Raw genomic sequence first — 21,178 nt, forward strand, 5'->3', positions numbered from 1 at the left:
ATGAATAAAAAAATTATTTTAGGAATTATAATAGCTATTATAGCTATTATTGGAGTAGTAGCTATTTTAGGAATTAATAGTTCTCATAATAGCAATGGAAGTAATATTCAAGATGATATTGTAGGTCAAGGAAATCCTAGTTGTGATTGGAGTGAACAAGATACTGGGATTAAAGTTGAAAAATGGGCAACAGTTTTTCAATGGTTTGAATCAAAAAGTGGGAAAGAATATAAAGATGTTAAAATAAAAATAGATTTATACAAAGATAATAAGGTAGTAGCATCAAAAAATACAGTTATATCTTCATTAAAAGAACCACAAAATATATTTGTAACAATTGATGTAGATGAAGAACCAGATTATGCTAAAACAACAGTAATAAATGCAACTCCCGTTAAAGGAGATGTTTAAATTCCAACATTATATGAACTTATAATTTTGTATAGGTTTATAATTATGTAAGCTTATTTGAGTTCATTATTCTATCTTCATAAATTTTTATAGGATATTCTATAATATTTTTATAATCTTTTGGGTCTATGTATTTTTCATATAATTCTAAAATAGATGTTTTTTCAAATTCTTCATATATTGCTTTGTTAAATTCTATTTTTTCTTTTATTTCATTTTTATGAAGTTTTTCAGGATTTAATAGGTCAAAACAATTCTGTCTAAATCTCATTAATGTTGGATATACATTTAAAAGATATGACATATTCACTGTATCTTCAAATATTTCTAATGCTTTTCTATATGTAAGTTCATTAATATCCAGTGGATAGAGTGTTATTTTGTTTTCATGCGCTATATTTAGCGTGTTAGAGAAGTTTTTTTCAAGTTTTTTAAACTTTTTGAAATTTTGCTCTTCAAAAACGGTTTTTAATATATTTTCCCATAAGTTATTGAATAAAATTCTACTTTGTTTTGGGGTTAATTCTTTAATAACATTTTCAATTTCGTTATTTATATTATTGGGTGTTTGTTCAAATTTTTTCATATTATCTGCCTTACTAACTTTCAAAATATTCTATCATTTCATCAAGTTCTTTCTGTTCTCTTTCTATTAGATAATCAGGTAATGGTTTTTGGATAGCTTCTTTTATTTCTTTAATTTCTTCTTGCATTTCAGCAAGTTCTTTTTGTTTCAATATATCATTCATGGTTTTAGCTATTTGATTAAGTACCTTGTATTGCTGTATTCTAATTTTTTCTTTTTCATTATCTTTTATTCTTCCATTAATTAATTTATTTTTAAGAGTATTATATGAAGTTTTCAGCTCTTCCAATATATTTTCTCTAGTAATTTCCTTAATATATTCATTATTTTTACTCATGATTCCACCAATTAAAAAAAAATTTATTTTCAAAACCATCTAGATATATGTTATTACATGGTCTAAAGCTCACTACCTATATTTTTTAAGTTTTTTTAAATGTCTTTTATTGAATTGTTATGTAAGTTTTGAAATTTAACATTACACTTTAATAGATAATTCTACTTCACCATCATAGTCAGATATGTCTATAATTGATTTTTTCTTTAATTCCCACATTAAATCTATAATTTGATTTATCTTTTCTTCCCATTCATTATGAAAATCTATTAAAAGATTTAATAGTTCATCGAATTTTTCTTTTTTATTAACATTCAAATGATTTATCAATATATTTTCAATTTCTTTTGTATAATCTTTTTTGTCTTCAAACGGTTCAAAAATTTCTTTATTTTTAAGGTTTGTGCTATTATTTAGTGCTTGTTTTTGATTTGAATGATTTTTTTGCTTAAAATTATTTTCATGATTTTTGGAGATATTTTCTTCATTCTCTATTTCTTCAATAAATTTAACAAAGTCATCATATTTAGTTTGTGTAAAATTTTTATGGTAGTCTAAATCTTCTGAGCTTGGAGTTTTATCTTCTGTTATATACTCAACCATGTCTTTAATTTCATTGAATGATTTTTTAATGAATGAAACTACATTTTCATAATTATTAATATCCAATTTTATTTTTTCTAAAATAGGTTCGAGGGAATAAACTAGATTCTTATTTATTAATATTTGTTTTAATGTTAAATAAGGTATAATAAGATTCCATTTTAAAATTAAAGAATTTTTTTCATTAAAACTAGTATTAGTTGTAAGAGTTGTAAATGATTTTTCAGATTTAAAAGGAGTTGAATCATTTTCAACATATTGAACGTAATAAGGACTTCTGATGTTATTTGGGTCTTTTTGTATTACTGAAACATATCCTTTAGCTTCTAAACCCATTTTTCCATCTTTTCCAAATATTTTATTTTTTATATGTTCATTACTCATTCCAATAGGTTTTTCAAGTTCTTTAAGTTTAAATTCATTCCCTTTATTTTTCTTTAAAAAGTCAATAATGCTCCTTTCAACATGGTCTAATTTATTTTTCTGTGTTTCGAAACTTTCAGAAACTTTTGACAGTACAAATTCCATATCTTCAATACTACCAATAATAATATCATCTATATTAGACCTTTGATATTGATAGAAAAAAGTTTTAGCTTTAATTAGACCAAGGTAATGATTAATATTTCTATTAGCATGATGTTTTATATTAAGAAAAATTAGATATGGATTAAATATTTTAACATTATTATCTACTAACTTTTGTATTGCACATTTTATCATAGTTCTCTTTTTTTCAAGAAAAACATTAGTTTCCAATATAGAATTTTGTTTAATCTTATTTTTAACCTTAATTTCATGATTTTCATCATTTTCTAATTCATTCAAATATAACCTATCAAATAATTGGTCATTCATATTACTAGTGTCGGCCCTATTCATTATTACTAAATATTCTCCTATTAAAATAAATTCAACAGGTTTCCCATTAATAACTGTTTTATGTGATTTCATAGGCCTATTATTGTCAGTTATCAGTTTTAACAATTCATCTTTATCTTCATTTAAAACGATATCATCGAGAAAAATAAAATTAAATTCTGGATGAAGAATAGTAGTTGAATGATAATATATTGATTTGGATGAAAAACTAGGTAAATCCACTACATATTGGTCAGGTAGTATCCCTTTTATCTCATTACTCCCATTAGTTTTTCCTTTTCCTTTTTTTGCATCTTTGTACTGATGTACTGGTTCATGAATAAATAAACTACCACAGGACAAAAGTTCAATTATCATTGTCTTTTTATCTCCTTCATGTTTCCAATTTATTGTATTTAAAACCTCTTCTATAAAATCTAGATTATTCAATATGTCATTTGCCTCTTTTTGTACTTCTTCAGGATAATCTTCGAAAGTCTTATAGATATACTTTTCTTCTTCAGATTCAGATTCTATTTCTTGCTGTAAAATCTCAAAATTTTCATCTAATAACGATTTTACTTTATACTTATTTAAAAAAGGAATTATATTGCTCCAAAATTCTTTTATAGTGTTTTTATCCCTGGGTAAATTTCCATTCGCTCCATTATATCCCAATATTTTGTTTCTATCTTTATCAGCAACATTGATAAATTTTGTTGTTGAATAAGCTTCACATAAAGCATAAATATCATTTTTTGGCTCTTTAATTTTCCATGAAACCAAATATTTTTTACCTTCTTTCTCAACACTATAATAATATTCATTTTCATCAGAATATTCAGGATTTCTATAAATATAAGGAATTAACAATTCATTTTGTTTTAAAACCCATCCCTGTTTAATTAACTCATCAGGTAATTTTTTATATTCTAAATTATTTTCGTTTTGAAGGTCATTTTTCATATTATAGCCTCCAAGAATCTTTTATATTCTTTAAAATTAGTTTTAAGAAATGTTAAAAAATTATCTTTCACAAAAATCACTTCCTAAAATTTAGATATACTCATTTTGAACTAAAATTTTTTCAAGGTCTTCTTCATTTTGAACATCATGCATAAAATTACTTAAAGCTATTTTAACAATGTCTGTCTTATGTAATGATAAATCATAGTTCATTTTAGCTATTTTTTTAAATTCTTCTAATTTTTCATCTTGAGAATTGAGTATTCTCAATCTCATATCTTTTAAATAATTTTGTTTAGATTTATTTTTATTGTATCTCATATTATTACCTCTTCTTTTCTATTGAGGTGATATCTAAAAACAAAATATTGAAAAATAGCTATGAAATAAATCATTATGCCCAAAAATTTATATAAATAAAAAATAGAATATAATATATAGAATTAATTTTGTGGTTAGACGAATTATATTCTATATAAGCATACTGATATAAGGCTAATTATTAGAACTAATTAGCTTTATTCATTTGCTATTTTCATTTATTATTTTTACATAAAAAACCTCTTTTTATCATTTTTTTTATTAACCTCTTAAAGGTAATGTAATATTTGTAAAACTTATCATATATAATTTACGGAATGGAGAATTATCTATTTAATTAAACAAATAATTAAATTAAAGAAAAGTATATATACTATAAATAAAAATTTGCAAAATAAAATTCAGGCGAATTTTCATTTATATTTTAAAAAATAAGGCAATTTTAATTAAAATTTATTTTAATGTTTCTGACAATATAAATAAAACAAAATAAGATAAAATACTCTTAGTTATCAAAAATAAAAGGATTAATCAGAAAATACAAACATGTTAAAAATTAACAATGAAAATTTTCAATAGTATTAAAAAATATTTATTTATAAAACTATTTAGATTATTAATAATAACTATTGTTTTTATATGGTTTAATTTCTTCAATAATCTCATTGGCTTTCTTTTTCCAGCTCATTTTTTTCATTTCTTTTAAATCATTTGTAGTAGTTAACTCTACTAATCTTTTTAATAAATCAATATTAGTAGCATCAACATCTCTTTTTCCAATAACATACATATATAATTCTGATGAGTGTTTATCATTGAATAATATATCTGTGTATTTTTCTCTTTCTTCAAATTCTCTTGCTCTTTCAACGGTTACAGCATATTTTTTCATGAGGTCTTTAATTTCTTTATTTTGTTCTTCTTGGACAGCTAATCTTTCTTCTAGTTCTTTTTGTTTCATATCTTTAGCTTCTACTTGTTCTTCTAATTTTTTCATTCTTATATAATCTTTTGATTTCAAATCATGGACTTTTGTGTCTTTGATACTTAAATAAGGGACTAGATTTGTGTAAAATCTTCGCATGTCGTTTTCTTTTATTTGTTCATAAGCTATTTCTATATTATCTAGCTTATGCCCTGTCATTATGTTCACTCTTTTGTAATCAGATGTATGTTCTATTGCAGTACTTTTAAAGAACTTTCTTAGAGAATGAGCATGGAAAAATCGTTTACCTTCACTTGTCTTATAAAAAAATCTGTCATTCATAAAATTAAATATGTTTATTATGCCATGTTTTCCTATTTGTCTTTTATATTGTGATATGAATAAATAATCGTCTTCTTGTAGGCTATTTCTCTTTTTTAAGTAATCAATGATAGCTTGTGATGTTTCAGGAGTGTTGAAAGTCATACAAAAATTATTTTGTTTTAGTGTTTTTTCTGGATAGAACTCCCAACAAGGAATTATATTGTTATTATATTTACTATCTAATAAATCTTCAATACTATCACTATTATGATAATATGATGTAGCTTTGGTAAAATCAGATATTTTAAAGTTCCTAATATCTCCACTTCTTATTCCTGAAGATGCCATTAAAAGTATAATAGCTTTATTCCTTATATTTGTTGCATTATTAACAGCTTTTCTAATATCTTTAATTGTGGGGATATCTCCTTCACGAAGTACATTAGAATTTGTATTGAGTTTTACTGGTTTTGGCAATTCGACATTATATTCATTGTAAAATGCTCTGAATGTTCCTAATTTAGATGCAATTGTTGATTCAGTTAGTTCATTGCTTTTTAAATAATTATAATAATCATAATAGTATCTAGTTATAGTTCTATCATCGATATCTTTAATTTCTGGAAGGTTGTCTTTGTTCATGAAAGGTTTTTCTTCAGATTTAGCTTCTTTGACTAATTCAGAAGGTGTTTTTTTGTTTAATTCGTATATTTCATTAAAAATAGTCTTATATTGTTTCTGCCTACTCTTAGACACATTTCTCCGTGTGAATAGTTGTTTCAATTTAGGGTCATTATTCACAATTTCATGGAGTAAATTATTTTGTGATAACATAATTATATTTATTATCACCCATAGTATAAAAAGTAGTGGGTTAAGATAATAGTAAGATTAGGATTGTTAAGTTTTTTTAAATTTTAGTTTTATATTTTAGTTTGTCTGAATTATATTTTTTTTATAGTATGAAGTTAATTGTTAGAATATTTTAGTGTTTTTTTAGGTTATAGTGTGGTTGTTAGTTGATTATTTTTTTTGTTTTTGTAGATGGAGTTTTTTTTGAAAGATTTTTGTGTTTTTTTCTCTTTTTTGTTTGTTGTAGCTTGCTGTATGCATACAGATAAACACCAGGTGCGTATGTTCCTATGATGTTGTGTAGTTTCGGTTATATGTGGCGTTGTTATCGCTGTATGCACCCAGAGCAACACCATAGCCTGATGTTCCTGTGAATTGTTGTGTAATTTTGGTTATATGTGGTATTGTTATCGCTGTCTGCATACAGATCAACACCATATGTTCCTGTGATGTTGTATGGTTTTGGTTTATATGTGTCGTTGTTATCGCTGGATGCAGACAGATAAACACCAGGTGCGTATGTTCCTGTGATGTTATTGTTGGCGAAGGTTATATTGGTGTTGTTGCTGCTGGATGCATCCAGACCAACACCATAGCCTGATTTTCCTGTGAATTGTTGTGTAATCTTGGTTATATGTGGTATTGTTATCGCTGTATGCACCCAGATAAACACCATCGTATGTTCCTGTGAGTTGTTGTATTGTCTTGGTTATATGTGGTATTTTTGCTGCTGTATGCATACAGATAAACACCATAGTCTGTTCCTGTGATGTTATTGGCTTGTTTATATGTGGCGTTGTTATCGCTGTATGCAGACAGATAAACACCTCGTGATGTTCCTGTGATGCTGCATTGTCTTGTTTATATGATGTGTTGTTATCGCTGTATGCATACAGAGAAACACCATTGCCTGATGTTCCTGTGAGTTGTTGTATTGTCTTGGTTATATGTGGTATTTTTGCTGCTGGATGCATCCAGATAAACACCATTGTAGTATGTTCCTGTGTTTGTTATTTTTGGCTTTGATTTATTGGTATTGTTATCGCTGGATGCAGACAGATCAACACCATAGTCTGTTCCTGTGATGTTGTTAGGCTTTGGTTTATTGGTCTTGTTATCGCTTTATGCATCCAGAGCAACACCAGATGCGTATGTTCCTGTGATGTTTTTGAGCTATTTTTTTGGGGTTTTTTTTCTTTTTTTATTAGTTGTTTTTTATTGTTTGGATGGTTTGTTGTTCTTTGTTTGGTGTTTTAGTTGTTTTGGTTGTTTTTTGTTTTTTTATTAGTTGTTTTTTGCTTTTTAGGTGTTTTATTTTTCTTTGTTTTAGTGTTTTGTTTTATTTTTATTCTTTTTTTATTATTATTAATCGTTTTTGTTCTTTTGTAGTGGTTTATCTTTGTTTTAGTTTCTTTGAGTATTTTTTTTGTTTATATATGTTGGTGTTTGATAACAGCTATTTTGTTTTTGGTGATATTGTGATTTTATTTTTTTTATTTTTGTTTTTTATATTCTGTATGTTTATGTTGTTTAGCTGTTATTTTTTAGTTTTTCTTATTATTTTTTTATTTTATATTACTTGTTTTTTAGTTCTTCTTCTCTTTTTTTATTTTATTTGGTTTTTATTTTATTATTATAGATTTATATTGTTTTAAAGCTTTTATGGTCGTTATATTTTAGTTTAGAGCTTTTTATTTATTTTTTTTAGTTGTTATTTTTTTATTTTGTTTTTTGTTCTTGTTTTTGTGTTATTCTTGTTTTTCTTCTTTTTTTCTTTTTTAAACAGCTATTTCACTATTTTTGCGGGGGGGGGGGTGGCTATTGTTTTTTCACTTTTTTGTAGTAGTAAGCTTTTTATAGTAGTTTTTTTATATTTATTATAAAAGGTACATAGTGAGTGTTCATTTAATAGTGAGTGTTTTCTTATTGTTGTGCTTTTTTTTGTTTATAATTTTATAGGAGTGAGAATTATTTATGTTTAAAAATAAGTTTTTTGTTTCGTTTGTGCTAGTACTAGCTTTTTTATTCTTGTTTAGTTTGTCTAGTGTTAGTGCAGATGAGTATTATTTTAATAGTAGTAATATTACAAATGAGAGTTTTCAGGGTGTTATTGATAATAGTACTCCTGATGAAGTGATTATTAATCTTGATGATGGTGAGTATTCTTTGGGTCAGATTAATATTACTCGTAATGCTACTATAGTAGGTAATAGTAGTGGTAATGTTAAGATCAATGGGTCTGGTATTTTGTTTAATATCACATCATCTAATGTTAAACTTATTAATTTAACTATCACTGGTTATACTAATGCTATTATTAGTAATAGTAGTGATTTAACTGTTACAGGTAATAATATTACTACTAGTGGTATTAGTATTAATATTAGTAGTAGTGGTGGTAATTTATCGAATATAGTTATTGAGGATAATTTTATTGTTTCTTCTGTTAGTAATAGTAATTATGGTGCTGTTTTTGTTAATGGTAATGGTATGGCTATTTCTTTTGTTTCTTTTATTAATAATAGTATACGTGGTAATGGTACTATTAATTCTATTAGTGTTCGTATTAATTCTAAGGGTTTACGTAATTTGACTTTTGATGGAAACAACATCACAGGAACATCACGAGGTGTTTATCTGGATGCATACAGCAGCAACAACACCAATATAACCTTCGCCAACAACAACATTACTGGAGGGGAGTATGGTGTGTATGTTCGTTCTTATGGTGGTAATGTTAGTGGTGTTATGTTTTTGAATAATACTATAAATGCTACTGGTGGTAGTGGTTTTTATTTTGTTAATGATGGTAGTGGTGCTATTAATGTGACTGATTTTATTATCAGAGGTAATAATATCTTTGCTGGTAATGTTGGTTTGAATTTCAGTGGTCTTAAGAGTGATTCTTTGGTTAATGTTACTGTTGAGTATAATCGTATATTGTCTCCTGTTGGAGTGAATATCACTGACTTTAATGATAATAGTAGTTTTAATTATAATTGGTGGGGTGTTAATGATATAACTGGTAAAACTTTAGGTATTGATACTCTTAATCATTTTATTTTGAATGTTAGTAATCTTACTAGTTTGGATAATCTTCGTTTTGGTGATAATGTTAGTTTTGCTTTTTTAGTACTGAATACTTCTCTTGTTAATGATGGTGTTGAGTATTTGCCTTATTTTATGGTGAATGGTACTTATAATAATCAAACTTTTGTTGTTGATAATTTTAGTAATTTTACTGGTGTTTGGAATGTGTCTGGTGGTGATAATGTTTTTGCTGTGACTTTGGATAGTCAGGATGTGGGTTTTACATTTTCTGCAGGTAAGTTGGATAGTAATTCTACTATAATTGTTAATCCTTCTATTGTTCATGTTGGTGAGAATGTTACTGTTTCTGGTCAGTTAGCTAATTTTACTGGTATTGGTAGTGTTAATGTTACTGTTGATGGAGATACTCAGTTAGTTAATATTAATAGTAGTGGTGGTTGGAGTCTTAATTATGCTTCTATCAGGACAGGAAACATTACATTAACTGTTAGTTTTAATGGTAATGATAATTACACAGCATTTACTAATGGTACAAGCTTTGAAGTGTTGAAGAATAGTACTAATAGTAGTATTGTTGTTCTTTCTGGTGTTCATGTTGGTGATATTGCTGTTATTACTGGTGTTTTAGCTAATTTTACTGGTATTAGTAGTGTTAATGTTACTGTTGATGGTAACCTTTATGAAAATGTTATTGTGGATTCTGTTGGTGGTAATTGGACTGTGAGTCATTTAACTAATCATACAGGAACATACACGGTTATTGTTGAGTATACTGAGTTAGAAACAGGTAATTTTACTGGTTTTATTAATAGTACAAGTTTTGATGTGCTTAAAAATAGTACTAATTCTACTATTGATGTTTCTGGTGATTTTAAAGTTGGTGAAAATATTTCTATTAGTGGTATTTTGGCTGATGTTAATAGTGATCCTATAGATAATGCTCAAATGACAATTATTATTGGTAATGAGTCTTTTAATGTGACAACTAATATTAGTGGTGTTTGGAGTCTTGTTTATACTCTGATTCATGGTGGTGAGTTCTTTATTTTAGTTAACTGGGCTGGTAATGATAATTACACTGGTTTTATTAATAGTACAAGTTTTGATGTTAGTAAGTTGGATAGTAATTCTAGTATTGTTATTCCTGTTGATATTAAGGTTAATGAAACAGTTTTAATTTCTGGTGTTTTAACAGATGAGAATAATAATACAATATCTGGTGCTAATTTAGAAGTTATTATTGATGGTGAAACCTTTAATGTGACTACTGATTCTGTTGGTGTTTGGAGTTTAAATTATACTCCTGAACATTCTGGTGTCTTTAATTTATCTCTCTTTTATCAGGGTGATAGCCGGTATGATGGTTTTGTTGAAAATAAGGCTTTTAATGTTAGTAAGTTAGCTACTACTTCTAGTATTAATATTCCAAGTAATGTTAAAGTAGGAAAACCATTTACTGTTTCTGGTGTTTTGACTAGTGATGGTAAACCATTGGCTAATACGATTATTAGTGTTATTGTTGATGGTAAAACTTATAAAGTTACTACTAATAGTCTTGGTGTTTGGAAACTTTCATATACTCCGAAAAAGACTGGGAAATCTACTATGAAGGTTTCTTTTGCTGGTAATAATGATTATCTTGGTTTTAATGTTAGTAAGACTTTTAATGTTACTGGTAAAGTTAAGATTAGTATTGTTAAGATTTCTAAGCTTGTTAAAGTGGGTAAGTATAGAGGTTTTAATCTTTATAGTAAAGTTTACACTATTAAAAATGTGGGATCTGCTTTAGGTTCTAAGGATTATGTTAAGTATTTTAAGAATTGGTATTTGGAGAAATTGTCTAAGACTAGTAAAATTATTAAGTATCAGTTTAGTGTTAAGTCTAGGGTTTTAAAGGTTCAAATTAAGAATTTAGGTGTTGGAAAACAAGTTAAAATAAAAATACTAGTAACACACAGAAAAAGACTATAAAATTGTAATTCTTTTTTTTTATGGGGGAAGGAGGAGTATGAAATTAATATAAAGTATTTATTATCCCTAAACCTTTATTCCTTTTTCCCCCCTTATTTTTTTGTTGAATTAATATTTATTTAAATGAAACATTAGAGTATTTTTCAGGGTTATATTGTACAGGAATTGTTAAATTAAATATGGCTGATTATTCAAATAGTTCTCCATTAATGAAGTTAGCATTTAATATTATTAATAATGAAGTGGTTTGTTATCAAAGAGAACTTGCAGGAGCTAAAATCTAAATTGGGCTATAAAATAATATTTTATATTTACATTGTTTAGAATGGATTGCTCTTTTTCCTTTCCATCATCGTAACTTTTAATCAGATTTTTGATGTTTTTGTATAAGTTTGTCTAGCTAATAATAGAATACTTTATATACTAGAAAAAAGGTATTTATAAACATATTAAAAACCCAGGTATATTTTTTATATCATGGTGGGTATCTATGACACATTTGACACTAGAAGAATATAGAGGAATGGTAGAAGAGATTATGGATATAAAAAATACTACTGGTGAAATGCCAGAGTATGCTCAAGTAAGTAATATTAGGATTAATCGTGAAGATTATTGTAATATGATTGAGCGTGTCAATAAATTTATTTTAGAAATGGGCAGAAGTCCTCGTTCAATTGAAATTGATTAATTCAATTTAAAATAAATATATTTCCAAAATTTTTTTTATTTAAACCAACAATGCAAAAATAGGTAATTAAATCTATTTAATAATAATATAGAATTATTTTAGTAGTTAATTTACTATAAATATACTAAGTATTATAATTATATATTATTATTAGGTAGTTATTTATTACTATAAATTGTTTACACTTTGAGAGTGTTTTTCAAAATTATTATTATTTTTTATTATACTAGTTTATTTTAGGATTATACTAGTTTATTTTAAGATTATACTAACTTATTTTAGGAATTTTTTATTTTATATCAATTTATTTCATTTATATCTTTTTTATAATTGATATTTTTAAAATTAGAACTAGATATATTGTAATTAAGTTTTTTATTAGTAGAGTTATCTTTATATTCATCAATCAAAATAAAATAAGAGTTTATTGATTTTATGAGGGATTTTACTTTCATTTCATTTTGCTCTAATAATGATTCTATGGTTTTATATGTGTTTTTTTTATAAATACTATGTAGTGGTTCTGTGTTTTCTATTATAAAGTTTTTCATTACTCCTTCTTTATAAAATCCTGATTTAGGAATATCAATTTCATTTTTGTTATCTTTTTTATTATCATTTTCTTTAGTTTTTCTATTAAGTTTCCCATTAACTTTTTTATTATTTTTTTTATTAGTTTTTTTATTAGTTTTTATATTATTTTTTTCATTTTTATCTTCATTTTCAAGCTTTTTTTTGAAATGGAAGGGGGTTATTCCATCAACATTATTATAAAGGGATTTAATTTCATCTAGAATCTCAAACATATTTTTAATATATTCATTACTTATAAATGGAGAATCACATGGTAAAATAAGTCCATATTCACTGGAAATATTCTTAAGACCAGTCATTATACCTGAAAGCGGTCCTTTATTTTTAATTTCATCTTCTAAGAAAATTAAGTTAAATTTAAACTTTTTATTAAGTTTTTTAAGATAGCTATCAATGATTGATTTATATTTAGCTATTCTATCTCTATCATTTAAAACAATTATTACTTCATTAATTTGGGGAGTTATGGCTTCAAGTACATGAATTATCATAGGTACTTCTTGTATTTTCATGGATCCTTTATCTTGACCCATACGTTTACTCATACCTCCACATAATATAATAATAGATTGACTAGATTGGCTTTTCATATAATATCTCTTAAACATTTAATATAAAGAATATCATTTTAAAATATCATTTGATAGATTCCTTTAATAATTATAGATCCTTTTAATAACTATAGATTCTTTTAATAATTATATTTATTTTTAATAGAATTATATTTAATAATATATATTTTATATGTTTATTCTAAATTATTATTTTATACTTTAAAATTATTTTTTAGAATGTTTTTTATTAATAATTTGTATTAATCAATAAAACGATCATCTGATCTTGTTTTTTCAGCATTTTCATGTTTATCTTCAAACCATCCAATTTTTAAATCTTTACAGGTATCTTCATACAATTGTGGAACATAAGGTTTAATATCTAAAAGAGGTGTTCCATTTAAAATATCTACATTAGATATTTCTATAACATTTTCATTAACTGAATCTAATTTCACTACGGATATTCCAATTGGATTTAATCTTCTTGGTGATCTTGTTGCAAAAACCCCATGATGGTCATTATCTAAAAATGGCTTTACTTCTAAGGAATATCCTTTGACTTTGTGTAGATAGTAAACTAATGTTAAATGTGAAAAACCATCTAAATCTTTTAATCCTGGTATTAAGTCGTCTCTTAAGTGAATTTCTCCTTTTATTCCTTGAGCACCAATTGGTTGAATTGGCATTCCTTCAAGTTCATCAAAAGGTGAGTGTACTGTTCCAATGGGTGTAAATTCTATTTTGTTCATATCTGAAATTATATACTTTTTGATTTATATATTTTATTTTTTTAAATATTATTTCTATATTTTTTAGCATCATCTCTATATTTTTTAAATACTGTCTCTAATATTATTATTAATAATAAATCCAATATGAAATTCGATATGAATTATTTTCCGTAATCGATAATAAAACTTTTATTTTACAAAATAGAAGTTAAATAACAAGATTTATATAACATCATTAATATAATTAGGTATATAATTATAATATAATTATAAATAAGTATAAATAACTATATAATTATAGAATTAAGTGCGTAACTTTAAAATTATAAAACACATAGTATTTGTATTTTTAATTATGATTTTAGGAGGAATATTATGAAAATTAGTGCAAGAAATAAATTAGATGGAGAAATTGAAGCTGTTGATTTAGGTGCTGTAATGGCAAGTATTAAAATTAAAGTTGAGGATCCTGGAGTTCTAACAGCATTAATAACCAAAGAATCTGCTGAAGGCTTAGGTCTTAAAAAAGGAGATAAAGTTTCAGCTATTATAAAATCTACAGAAATAATTGTTGGAAAAGAATAAGAGAAAGAATAATATTTTAATATTCTTTTCTTTTTTGTTTTTATTTAGTTTTTATATGTGTTTTAGGTTTATTTTTTAATGTTTTTAGTTAGTTCTTGTATGTTTGTTGGTTTATTTTTTGAATAAAATTTTTAAAGTAGTTTTTAAGTATTTAATTTTTATTTGCCTCCTGCCATAATAATTTTTCTTCCAGTATTAGATATTTCTTCTTTTTTGAAATCAACATCAAATTTTGTTCTTTCTATAACTTCTTTTAAAGCATCAAGAGTTTCATTTCTATGTGGTCCTAAAACAGCTGTTAAAAATAAAGGATCTCCTGTGTAAAATTCTCCTATAAAATGAACGATAGCTACTCCATAAACACCATATTTGATTTTAACACTTTCTACAATTTTTTCAAGATCATTTTGAGCTTTTTCTTTATCAGGTGTGGTTAATATCATTTTATCAACTATTTTTTCACCTTCAATACTCTTTTCTGTTCCACGAACAAATCCTTCAAATGTAAATATAGCTCCAGATTCATCTATTCTCTTATTTTTCTTTAATGAATCAACTAAATCTTGTATTTGATAATATTCATCATCCTTTTCAACTATTTTAATAACCATTTCATTTTCTCTCCTTTGTTATACTAACATTTTATTATACAATAATACTTTATTAAAATAAATTTTTATAATAATTAATTATAGTATTCATAACAATATTAATTATAGTATTATAATAATTAAATTGTAGTATTCATAATAATATTAATTTTAGTATTATAATAATTATATTATAGTTTTATTTTAATTATATATATAAATATAACTATAGTTATATAAATTTTTTATTATCATTTTATATAATAATTTTATTTATATACATAATATTAATCAACAAGTAATAATATTAATCAATATTCCATAATATTAATCAATAAACTAATTTAATCCTATTTAGCTATTTCACTAACTTCTTTTTTTGCTAAATGTTTTAATCTTTCTATTCCATTTATCTCTTCAATGATTTTAGCTGTTGAAGTTGGAACTAGCTTTTTCCAATTTTCATCTTCAAGCATTCTTCTTCTTACTTCTGTTCCAGAAAGTTTTTCCCTTTTAAAAAGAGGAGGTCTATCTACATCATAACCTTCTTCTTCAAACAATTGTTGTACTAATGGATTTCCACTAAAAACATTTCCAAAAGGTGGTGTTAACATTTTTATATGGGAAACCCACACAGCATTCATTTGAATATCTTGGATAGGTATGATATAATATCTTGCAGAGTTGATACTGTTTTCAGCTAATGCTTTTGTAAGCATCATTACCCTTTCCCCTGCTGTAAATGGATCAGTTATTGTATGACTTAGCTGAGCACTTCCAATTCCAATAATGATTTCATCAACTTCCTCAAGTGTTTTTTTAATCACTTGAATATGTCCATTGTGGACTGGTTGCATCCTACCAATTAATAATCCTCTTTTTTCTTTCATTGTTATATTATATAATTTTCATATTATTAAATTTAGCTATAATTTTTTAATCTATATTTAAAAACAAAAAACTAAAGAACAAAATTTATAAGATTAAGTTTTAATACAATTAATATTATAATAAACATTGTATTAAAATTTATAATAATGTTTATAATGGAATTTATGATATAAGTATAATAGAATTTGTAATATATTGTATTAAAATTTATAATAAGTTTATAATAAAATTTTTAGAATTATTTTATTTAATTTCATGTTAATTATTCTTTAAAGAGTTATAAATCATCATATTAGAAAAAAAATTATTGGTATTATTAAAGGAAATTAGTGATATTCATGATTAGATTGGAAAATATTAGTAAATCTTACAAATTAGACAATGGTGAAGAAATATCTGCACTAAAAAATATCAATCTTGAGGTTGAAGATGGTGAGATATTAGGTATAATTGGAATGAGTGGTTCTGGAAAAACTAGTCTTCTTAGAATACTTAGGGGTGTTGAAAAGTTTGATAGTGGGAAGATAACACTTGATGACATAGAGGTTTCTTTTGATTCAAGCCAATATTATTATAATAAACTTAGAAAGGACACAGCAATTCATCTTCAAAGATCTTTTGGTTTATGGCCAGAAACAACTATTAATAATGTTATAAGAAAATTATATGGTGCTAAGTATGGTGATGAGGGATCTACTGATTTTGAATTTGCTTATGATCAGTTTGGTGATGAAGCTAGAGAAATTTTAAAGGTTGTTGGCCTTGAAGAAAAGGCAGATCATTTTGCACCAGTATTAAGTGGTGGTGAAAAACAACGTCTTGTTATGGCAAGACAACTAGCTAAAAAACCAAAAGTTTTACTTCTTGATGAACCTGCTACTATGGCTTGTCCAGGAACAAAACAAGCTATACTTGATTCAATTAAAAGAATTAATAAAGATTTAGGAGTAACTGTGGTTTTAGTATCACACTTGCCTGAAGTTCATAGATATTTAGCAAACAGAGTTATTTTACTTGAAGATGGTGAAATAAAAGAAGAGGGGGATCCTAAAGATGTTACTAATGACTTTTTAGATGAACTTGATACAGAAATAGCTATTGATCCAACAGTTGATGATGAAACAATTATTAAAGCTAATAATCTTGAAAAGAGATTTTTCCTTTTAAAAGGCGGAAGTGTTCTTGATATTGAGGATATTAATCTAGAAATTAAAAAGCGTGATATTTTAACTATTATTGGTCCTAGTGGTGCTGGTAAAACTATCCTTCTTAGAATGCTTGCTGGCTTAGATTTTCCTGAAAAAGGAGAAGTTCTTTATAGGTTAGATAGTGAAGATTTGGATGATAACTCTAAAGATAATGATTCTAAAGATAGAAATAATATTGATAAAAGGCCCCTAGATAAAAAAGAGGAATATATTGATGAAGGAGTTTGGGTAGATCTTGATGATCCTGGAATCAATAGAATGAAAGTTAGGAGAAAAATCGGTTTTATGTATCAAGAATTTGCACTTCAGCACCATTCAACTATTAAAGATCAGTTAGCTACAAAATTAGGTTTTAAAAATGAGTTTGTAGTGGATAAGGCAAGAAAGAAAGCTAAAGAGTTAGAATTGGGTGATGAACTTTTAGATGCATTGTATCAACTTACTGATTTACCTGAAAATGAAGCTAAATCACGTCTTGAGCAGATTGGCCTTCTTCCTGATATTTTAGACGATTTGTTTCCTAAATTCCCTGAAAAAGCTGTTAAAGAGGAAATTAAGCCAATATTTGATGCATTAGATCTTCCTCTTGAAATACTAAATAGAAAGTCATATGAACTTTCCGGTGGTCAAAAGGTTCGTGCTATGTTAGCTTTAGCTTTATCTTCAAAACCTGAAACTTTGCTACTTGATGAACCATTTGGTGATTTAGATCCAATAACACTTAGAATTGTTGCAAATTCTATTAAAAAAATTAATAAAGAGTTTAAAACAACTATAATAATGGTTTCACATAATATTGATTTTATAAAAGAGTTTAGTAAAAGAGCTATTTTCATGGAGAATGGAAAAATCATTGATGATGGTGACCCTATTAAGTTAGTTGATGATTTTGTTGATTTTTGTAAGGCAGATTATTTGAATTAATGGTTATATTATATTTTTGATATTATATCGTATTTATAATGCTATTGGTATTATATTGTATTTTTTATTGTATCTTTGATATTGTAATGTATTTTTGGTGGTTTTGATGTTTGGAAATATAATGGTTCCTTCAGATGGTTCTGAGTATTCAGATAAAGCAGTTGATGTAGCTATTGAAATAGCTAAAAAGTTTAATTCAAAAGTTACAGCTGTTTATGTTCTTGATGAAAATACTAGCTTTTCTTATGATGCTTTAGAAGATGAAGGAAATGAAATTTTAAAGAGTATTAGTGAAAAAGGTAAAAAAGAGGGAGTTATGGTTATAGAACATTTAATTACTGCTGATCCTCTTCGAGATATGAAAATAATATCTGAAAAAACTCAGGTTGATTCTATTGTCATTAATTCTTCTGGAAAAAATAAGTCTGGGGATTTAATGATGGGAAGTATAGTTAGTAGGGTCATTGAAACCTTTGATATTCCAATCGTTTTAGTTAAATAGCATTAAGCTATTATTAAGCTATATAAAGTATTATAAAGTATTACAATCTATTATAATATATTATTATTAATAATTATCATAATATATTATTGTTATTATTATTGAATTATTGTTATTAAATAATTATTAATAAAGAATTATTAAATTGTATTATATAAGTTATAATAAAATTTTTTTCAATAATAATAAATATTAGAATATACAATATATAATTGGCATAGTTATATTGATATAATTTTATATTATTGAGATATATAATTGAAACATTATCTAAGTCAATGTTTAGTTAAGGGGATGTATCTTATGAGTGGAAGAATGAAATGTAAAGTCTGTGGATATATTTATGATCCAGAAAAAGGAGAACCAAGAGCTAATGTAGAACCAGGAACTGAATGGGAAGATGTACCGGATAACTTCAAATGTCCTTCTTGTGGTGCTCCAAAAAGAATGTTTAAACCATTATAATTAATTTAATAACATATTTGGTTTAGTAATTGATATATTAATATATTTAGTATATTGAACTATATTTAGTAGATTGAAATATAGTTATTATATATTGATAAAATATTGATTGAAATATGTTTGATTTAATAATTAGCTAAATTTAGCTAAATTTATAATATAAATTCTGAAAAATTCTGAAAAATAAACTTTTAAGGTGATAATATGGATAAGTATGTGTGTGATATGTGTGGATATGTTTATGACCCTGCTAAAGGTGACCCAGATAATGGAATAGAACCAGGAACTGCATTTGAAGATTTGCCTGATGATTGGGTTTGTCCATTGTGTGGTGTAGGAAAAGATGAATTTGTTAAACAAGAATAATTAATGAATTTTATTAATGAATTTTCATACTTTATAATTAATACTATATTATTATAATTTTTTTAATTATAATCCATAATTTTAGGAGGTGTTTTTATGGTAAGTACAAAAATGGAAGAAGCATTAAATAAACAACTTAACGCTGAAGTGTATTCTGGATATTTATATTTGTCAATGGCTGCATATTTTGAAGAAACAGATTTAAGTGGCTTTGCAAACTGGATGAGAGTTCAAGCTCAAGAAGAACTTTCTCATGGAATGAAATTCTATGATTACTTAGTTCAAAGAGGAACAAGAGTCACACTTTCTGAGATAAAAAAACCTCAATTTTCTTGGGAATCTCCTGTTGATGTGTTTGAACATGTTTTATCTCATGAAAAAGTAGTTTCAGGCATGATTAATGATTTAGTTGATTTAGCAATCGAAGAAAGAGACCATTCAACAAATAATTTTTTACAATGGTTTGTAGCTGAACAAGTTGAAGAAGAAGAATCTGCTAGTGATGCTTTAAGTAAAGTTAAATTAGCTAGTGAAGCATCTAATGGCTTGTTTTTACTTGATTCTGAATTTGGAAATAGAGTTTATACTCCAAATACAAGCGAATAATATATTATTTGTCTTTTTAGTTTAAGATATTATTTAATTTAAGATATTATAATAATTTAACTTTTTAGTAGTTATTATAATACAATTTAATTTTTTTATATTATTTTCATCTTATTTTTATCTTTTTTTTTTTTTTTTTAATCGTTCTTGATATCATTTAACTTTTCTTCTATGAAATTAGATGATTTTAAGATGTTCCATTTGTATTGAGGTATTATTTCTTCAATAAATTCCATGAAAGATTTGGTAATTTCAACGGAGCTGTCATTATCGGGGTAGGATACATCTTTACTTTTATTTAAAATCTCAGGTTTTGAATTTAACTCATTATCTAAACTGTCTAAAAATGTATCAACCCAACTATTTGGAACATTTATAAATGGATAAACAACTTTGGTTTGTTTATTATCTTTTTTATCATTATTAGATTTATTACGTTTATAAGTATTATTATAAATATTATTATTAGCATTATTATTAATATTATTATCAGTATTATTATTGATATCAATACCATTAGTATTACTATAATTTTTAGTATTAATTTTATTGTTAATGTTATTTTTACTACTAGAGATTGGAATTCCTTTTCCTTTAAAAATACTTGATAAAATGGATTCAACTTTTTCATCTAAAGTTAATGATGTAAGAATAGAATCGATTATAACTATATTATCAGAGTCTATACTTTTCTTTTTTTTCTCTTCTTCTTTTGTTTCTTCCTTTTCTTCCCTTTCTTTACATTCTTTCTCTTTTTTTTCTTCTTTTCTTTTTCTATTCATGAATTTTAAATCATGAATATTTTCTAACTCATTAATATTTAGAAAAAAGGGTTTTTCAGAGTTTAAATTAGAAATAAAAGACTCAATATCATCAATATCATATTCAATAATATTTATTCCATATTTTCGTGTATAAGGTTCTAAAACTATTTTTAAAAGATAATCTACCTTATTTTTAGGTTTTAAAATTAAAACATTATTTTTAGGTGATATTTCATTAGCTATAATTTCTGAGAATTTTATGCATATTTTTCTAAGAATACCTGAACTAACAATTTCTATTTCAGGATAATATTTTTTAAAGGTTTCTTGTCTTTTTTTAGAAAATTTAGCAAATCTTTGATCGTTTATATAAATAATATTTGGTGTATAACTAATATATCTAGTGTCTATACCAATTATTCCAAGTAGCTTTAAAACTTCTTTTTTATTAATATTATCTTTATTCATAAAATCATCAAATATGACTAATAATATA

Annotated in this window: 21 protein-coding genes; 9 read left to right on the forward strand and 12 right to left on the reverse strand. The window is 25.3% G+C overall.

Going from position 1 to position 21,178, the window contains the following annotated elements; translation table 11 throughout:
- A complete protein-coding gene (locus tag MarbSA_RS00325) occupies nt 1-411 on the forward strand; it encodes a hypothetical protein (RefSeq protein ID WP_221061600.1) in 411 nt (136 codons plus the stop codon).
- 43 nt (nt 412-454) lie between these two features.
- Here MarbSA_RS00325 and MarbSA_RS00330 read toward each other — a convergent pair whose 3' ends face one another.
- The 7 genes from MarbSA_RS00330 to MarbSA_RS00360 form a co-directional block, all read right to left on the reverse strand.
- Nucleotides 455-997: a hypothetical protein gene (locus MarbSA_RS00330; RefSeq protein ID WP_156314631.1), complete on the reverse strand. Its 543-nt coding sequence runs from the start codon at nt 995-997 to the stop codon at nt 455-457.
- Nucleotides 998-1,010: 13 nt separating this feature from the next.
- Nucleotides 1,011-1,334, reverse strand: coding sequence for a DUF8136 domain-containing protein (locus MarbSA_RS00335; protein WP_054835075.1), 324 nt, complete (start codon nt 1,332-1,334; stop codon nt 1,011-1,013).
- A 141-nt stretch (nt 1,335-1,475) separates the two neighbouring features.
- Entirely contained in the window at nt 1,476-3,764 is a 2,289-nt protein-coding gene (locus tag MarbSA_RS00340) for an MTBMA_p00010-related P-loop-containing protein (RefSeq protein WP_221061601.1), read from the reverse strand.
- Between the two features lie 90 nt (nt 3,765-3,854).
- The gene (locus MarbSA_RS00345) at nt 3,855-4,085 is read right to left on the reverse strand and encodes a hypothetical protein (RefSeq protein WP_221061602.1); all 231 of its coding nucleotides are present in this window, start codon (nt 4,083-4,085) and stop codon (nt 3,855-3,857) included.
- A 616-nt stretch (nt 4,086-4,701) separates the two neighbouring features.
- A complete protein-coding gene (locus MarbSA_RS00350) occupies nt 4,702-6,168 on the reverse strand; it encodes a tyrosine-type recombinase/integrase (protein ID WP_221061603.1) in 1,467 nt (488 codons plus the stop codon).
- A gap of 167 nt (nt 6,169-6,335) precedes the next feature.
- Nucleotides 6,336-6,527, reverse strand: coding sequence for a hypothetical protein (locus MarbSA_RS00355; protein WP_221061604.1), 192 nt, complete (start codon nt 6,525-6,527; stop codon nt 6,336-6,338).
- A 192-nt stretch (nt 6,528-6,719) separates the two neighbouring features.
- Nucleotides 6,720-7,175 carry a hypothetical protein gene (locus MarbSA_RS00360; RefSeq protein ID WP_221061605.1) on the reverse strand — a complete coding sequence of 152 codons (456 nt, stop codon included), beginning with the start codon at nt 7,173-7,175 and terminating at the stop codon, nt 6,720-6,722.
- 985 nt (nt 7,176-8,160) lie between these two features.
- On the opposite strand from MarbSA_RS00360, the gene MarbSA_RS00365 reads away from it, so the two are divergent.
- Together MarbSA_RS00365 and MarbSA_RS00370 are read left to right on the forward strand one after the other, a co-directional pair.
- Nucleotides 8,161-11,208, forward strand: a complete 3,048-nt coding sequence (locus tag MarbSA_RS00365) for a beta strand repeat-containing protein (protein ID WP_221061606.1) — start codon at nt 8,161-8,163, stop codon at nt 11,206-11,208.
- A gap of 490 nt (nt 11,209-11,698) precedes the next feature.
- Nucleotides 11,699-11,899: a pseudomurein-binding repeat-containing protein gene (locus MarbSA_RS00370; RefSeq protein WP_042703778.1), complete on the forward strand. Its 201-nt coding sequence runs from the start codon at nt 11,699-11,701 to the stop codon at nt 11,897-11,899.
- Between the two features lie 299 nt (nt 11,900-12,198).
- On the opposite strand, the gene MarbSA_RS00375 is transcribed toward MarbSA_RS00370, so the two are convergent.
- Both MarbSA_RS00375 and tsaA read right to left on the reverse strand, forming a co-directional pair.
- Nucleotides 12,199-13,083, reverse strand: a complete 885-nt coding sequence (locus tag MarbSA_RS00375) for a molybdenum cofactor guanylyltransferase (RefSeq protein WP_221061607.1) — start codon at nt 13,081-13,083, stop codon at nt 12,199-12,201.
- A 224-nt stretch (nt 13,084-13,307) separates the two neighbouring features.
- Nucleotides 13,308-13,799 (reverse strand): tRNA (N6-threonylcarbamoyladenosine(37)-N6)-methyltransferase TrmO, encoded by a 492-nt coding sequence (gene tsaA / locus MarbSA_RS00380; protein ID WP_042703779.1) that lies wholly within the window; start codon nt 13,797-13,799, stop codon nt 13,308-13,310.
- Between the two features lie 357 nt (nt 13,800-14,156).
- Between tsaA and MarbSA_RS00385 the strand changes: the two genes are divergently transcribed.
- Nucleotides 14,157-14,366 (forward strand): TOBE domain-containing protein, encoded by a 210-nt coding sequence (locus MarbSA_RS00385; RefSeq protein WP_042703780.1) that lies wholly within the window; start codon nt 14,157-14,159, stop codon nt 14,364-14,366.
- A gap of 158 nt (nt 14,367-14,524) precedes the next feature.
- Here MarbSA_RS00385 and MarbSA_RS00390 read toward each other — a convergent pair whose 3' ends face one another.
- Both MarbSA_RS00390 and MarbSA_RS00395 read right to left on the reverse strand, forming a co-directional pair.
- Nucleotides 14,525-14,977, reverse strand: coding sequence for a molybdenum cofactor biosynthesis protein MoaE (locus MarbSA_RS00390; RefSeq protein WP_042703782.1), 453 nt, complete (start codon nt 14,975-14,977; stop codon nt 14,525-14,527).
- 329 nt (nt 14,978-15,306) lie between these two features.
- Complete coding sequence (locus MarbSA_RS00395) at nt 15,307-15,846, reverse strand: nicotinamide-nucleotide adenylyltransferase (RefSeq protein ID WP_221061608.1); 540 nt, start codon at nt 15,844-15,846, stop codon at nt 15,307-15,309.
- 339 nt (nt 15,847-16,185) lie between these two features.
- On the opposite strand from MarbSA_RS00395, the gene MarbSA_RS00400 reads away from it, so the two are divergent.
- The 5 genes from MarbSA_RS00400 to MarbSA_RS00420 all read left to right on the forward strand — a co-directional run bounded on the left by MarbSA_RS00400 (nt 16,186) and on the right by MarbSA_RS00420 (nt 19,918).
- Nucleotides 16,186-17,979, forward strand: a complete 1,794-nt coding sequence (locus MarbSA_RS00400) for an ATP-binding cassette domain-containing protein (RefSeq protein ID WP_221061609.1) — start codon at nt 16,186-16,188, stop codon at nt 17,977-17,979.
- 106 nt (nt 17,980-18,085) lie between these two features.
- On the forward strand, nt 18,086-18,481 hold the full coding sequence (locus MarbSA_RS00405) for a universal stress protein (RefSeq protein ID WP_054835595.1): 396 nt from the start codon (nt 18,086-18,088) through the stop codon (nt 18,479-18,481).
- A 303-nt stretch (nt 18,482-18,784) separates the two neighbouring features.
- Nucleotides 18,785-18,946, forward strand: coding sequence for a rubredoxin (locus MarbSA_RS00410; protein ID WP_197016906.1), 162 nt, complete (start codon nt 18,785-18,787; stop codon nt 18,944-18,946).
- A gap of 204 nt (nt 18,947-19,150) precedes the next feature.
- On the forward strand, nt 19,151-19,312 hold the full coding sequence (rd, locus tag MarbSA_RS00415; RefSeq protein WP_080461061.1) for a rubredoxin: 162 nt from the start codon (nt 19,151-19,153) through the stop codon (nt 19,310-19,312).
- A 96-nt stretch (nt 19,313-19,408) separates the two neighbouring features.
- Complete coding sequence (locus tag MarbSA_RS00420; protein WP_042703790.1) at nt 19,409-19,918, forward strand: ferritin; 510 nt, start codon at nt 19,409-19,411, stop codon at nt 19,916-19,918.
- 137 nt (nt 19,919-20,055) lie between these two features.
- Here MarbSA_RS00420 and MarbSA_RS00425 read toward each other — a convergent pair whose 3' ends face one another.
- Nucleotides 20,056-21,150: a hypothetical protein gene (locus tag MarbSA_RS00425; RefSeq protein ID WP_221061610.1), complete on the reverse strand. Its 1,095-nt coding sequence runs from the start codon at nt 21,148-21,150 to the stop codon at nt 20,056-20,058.
- Nucleotides 21,151-21,178: the final 28 nt, after the last annotated feature.

It is taken from the genome of Methanobrevibacter arboriphilus (genome assembly GCF_019669925.1).
GTDB lineage: Archaea > Methanobacteriota > Methanobacteria > Methanobacteriales > Methanobacteriaceae > Methanobinarius > Methanobinarius arboriphilus_A.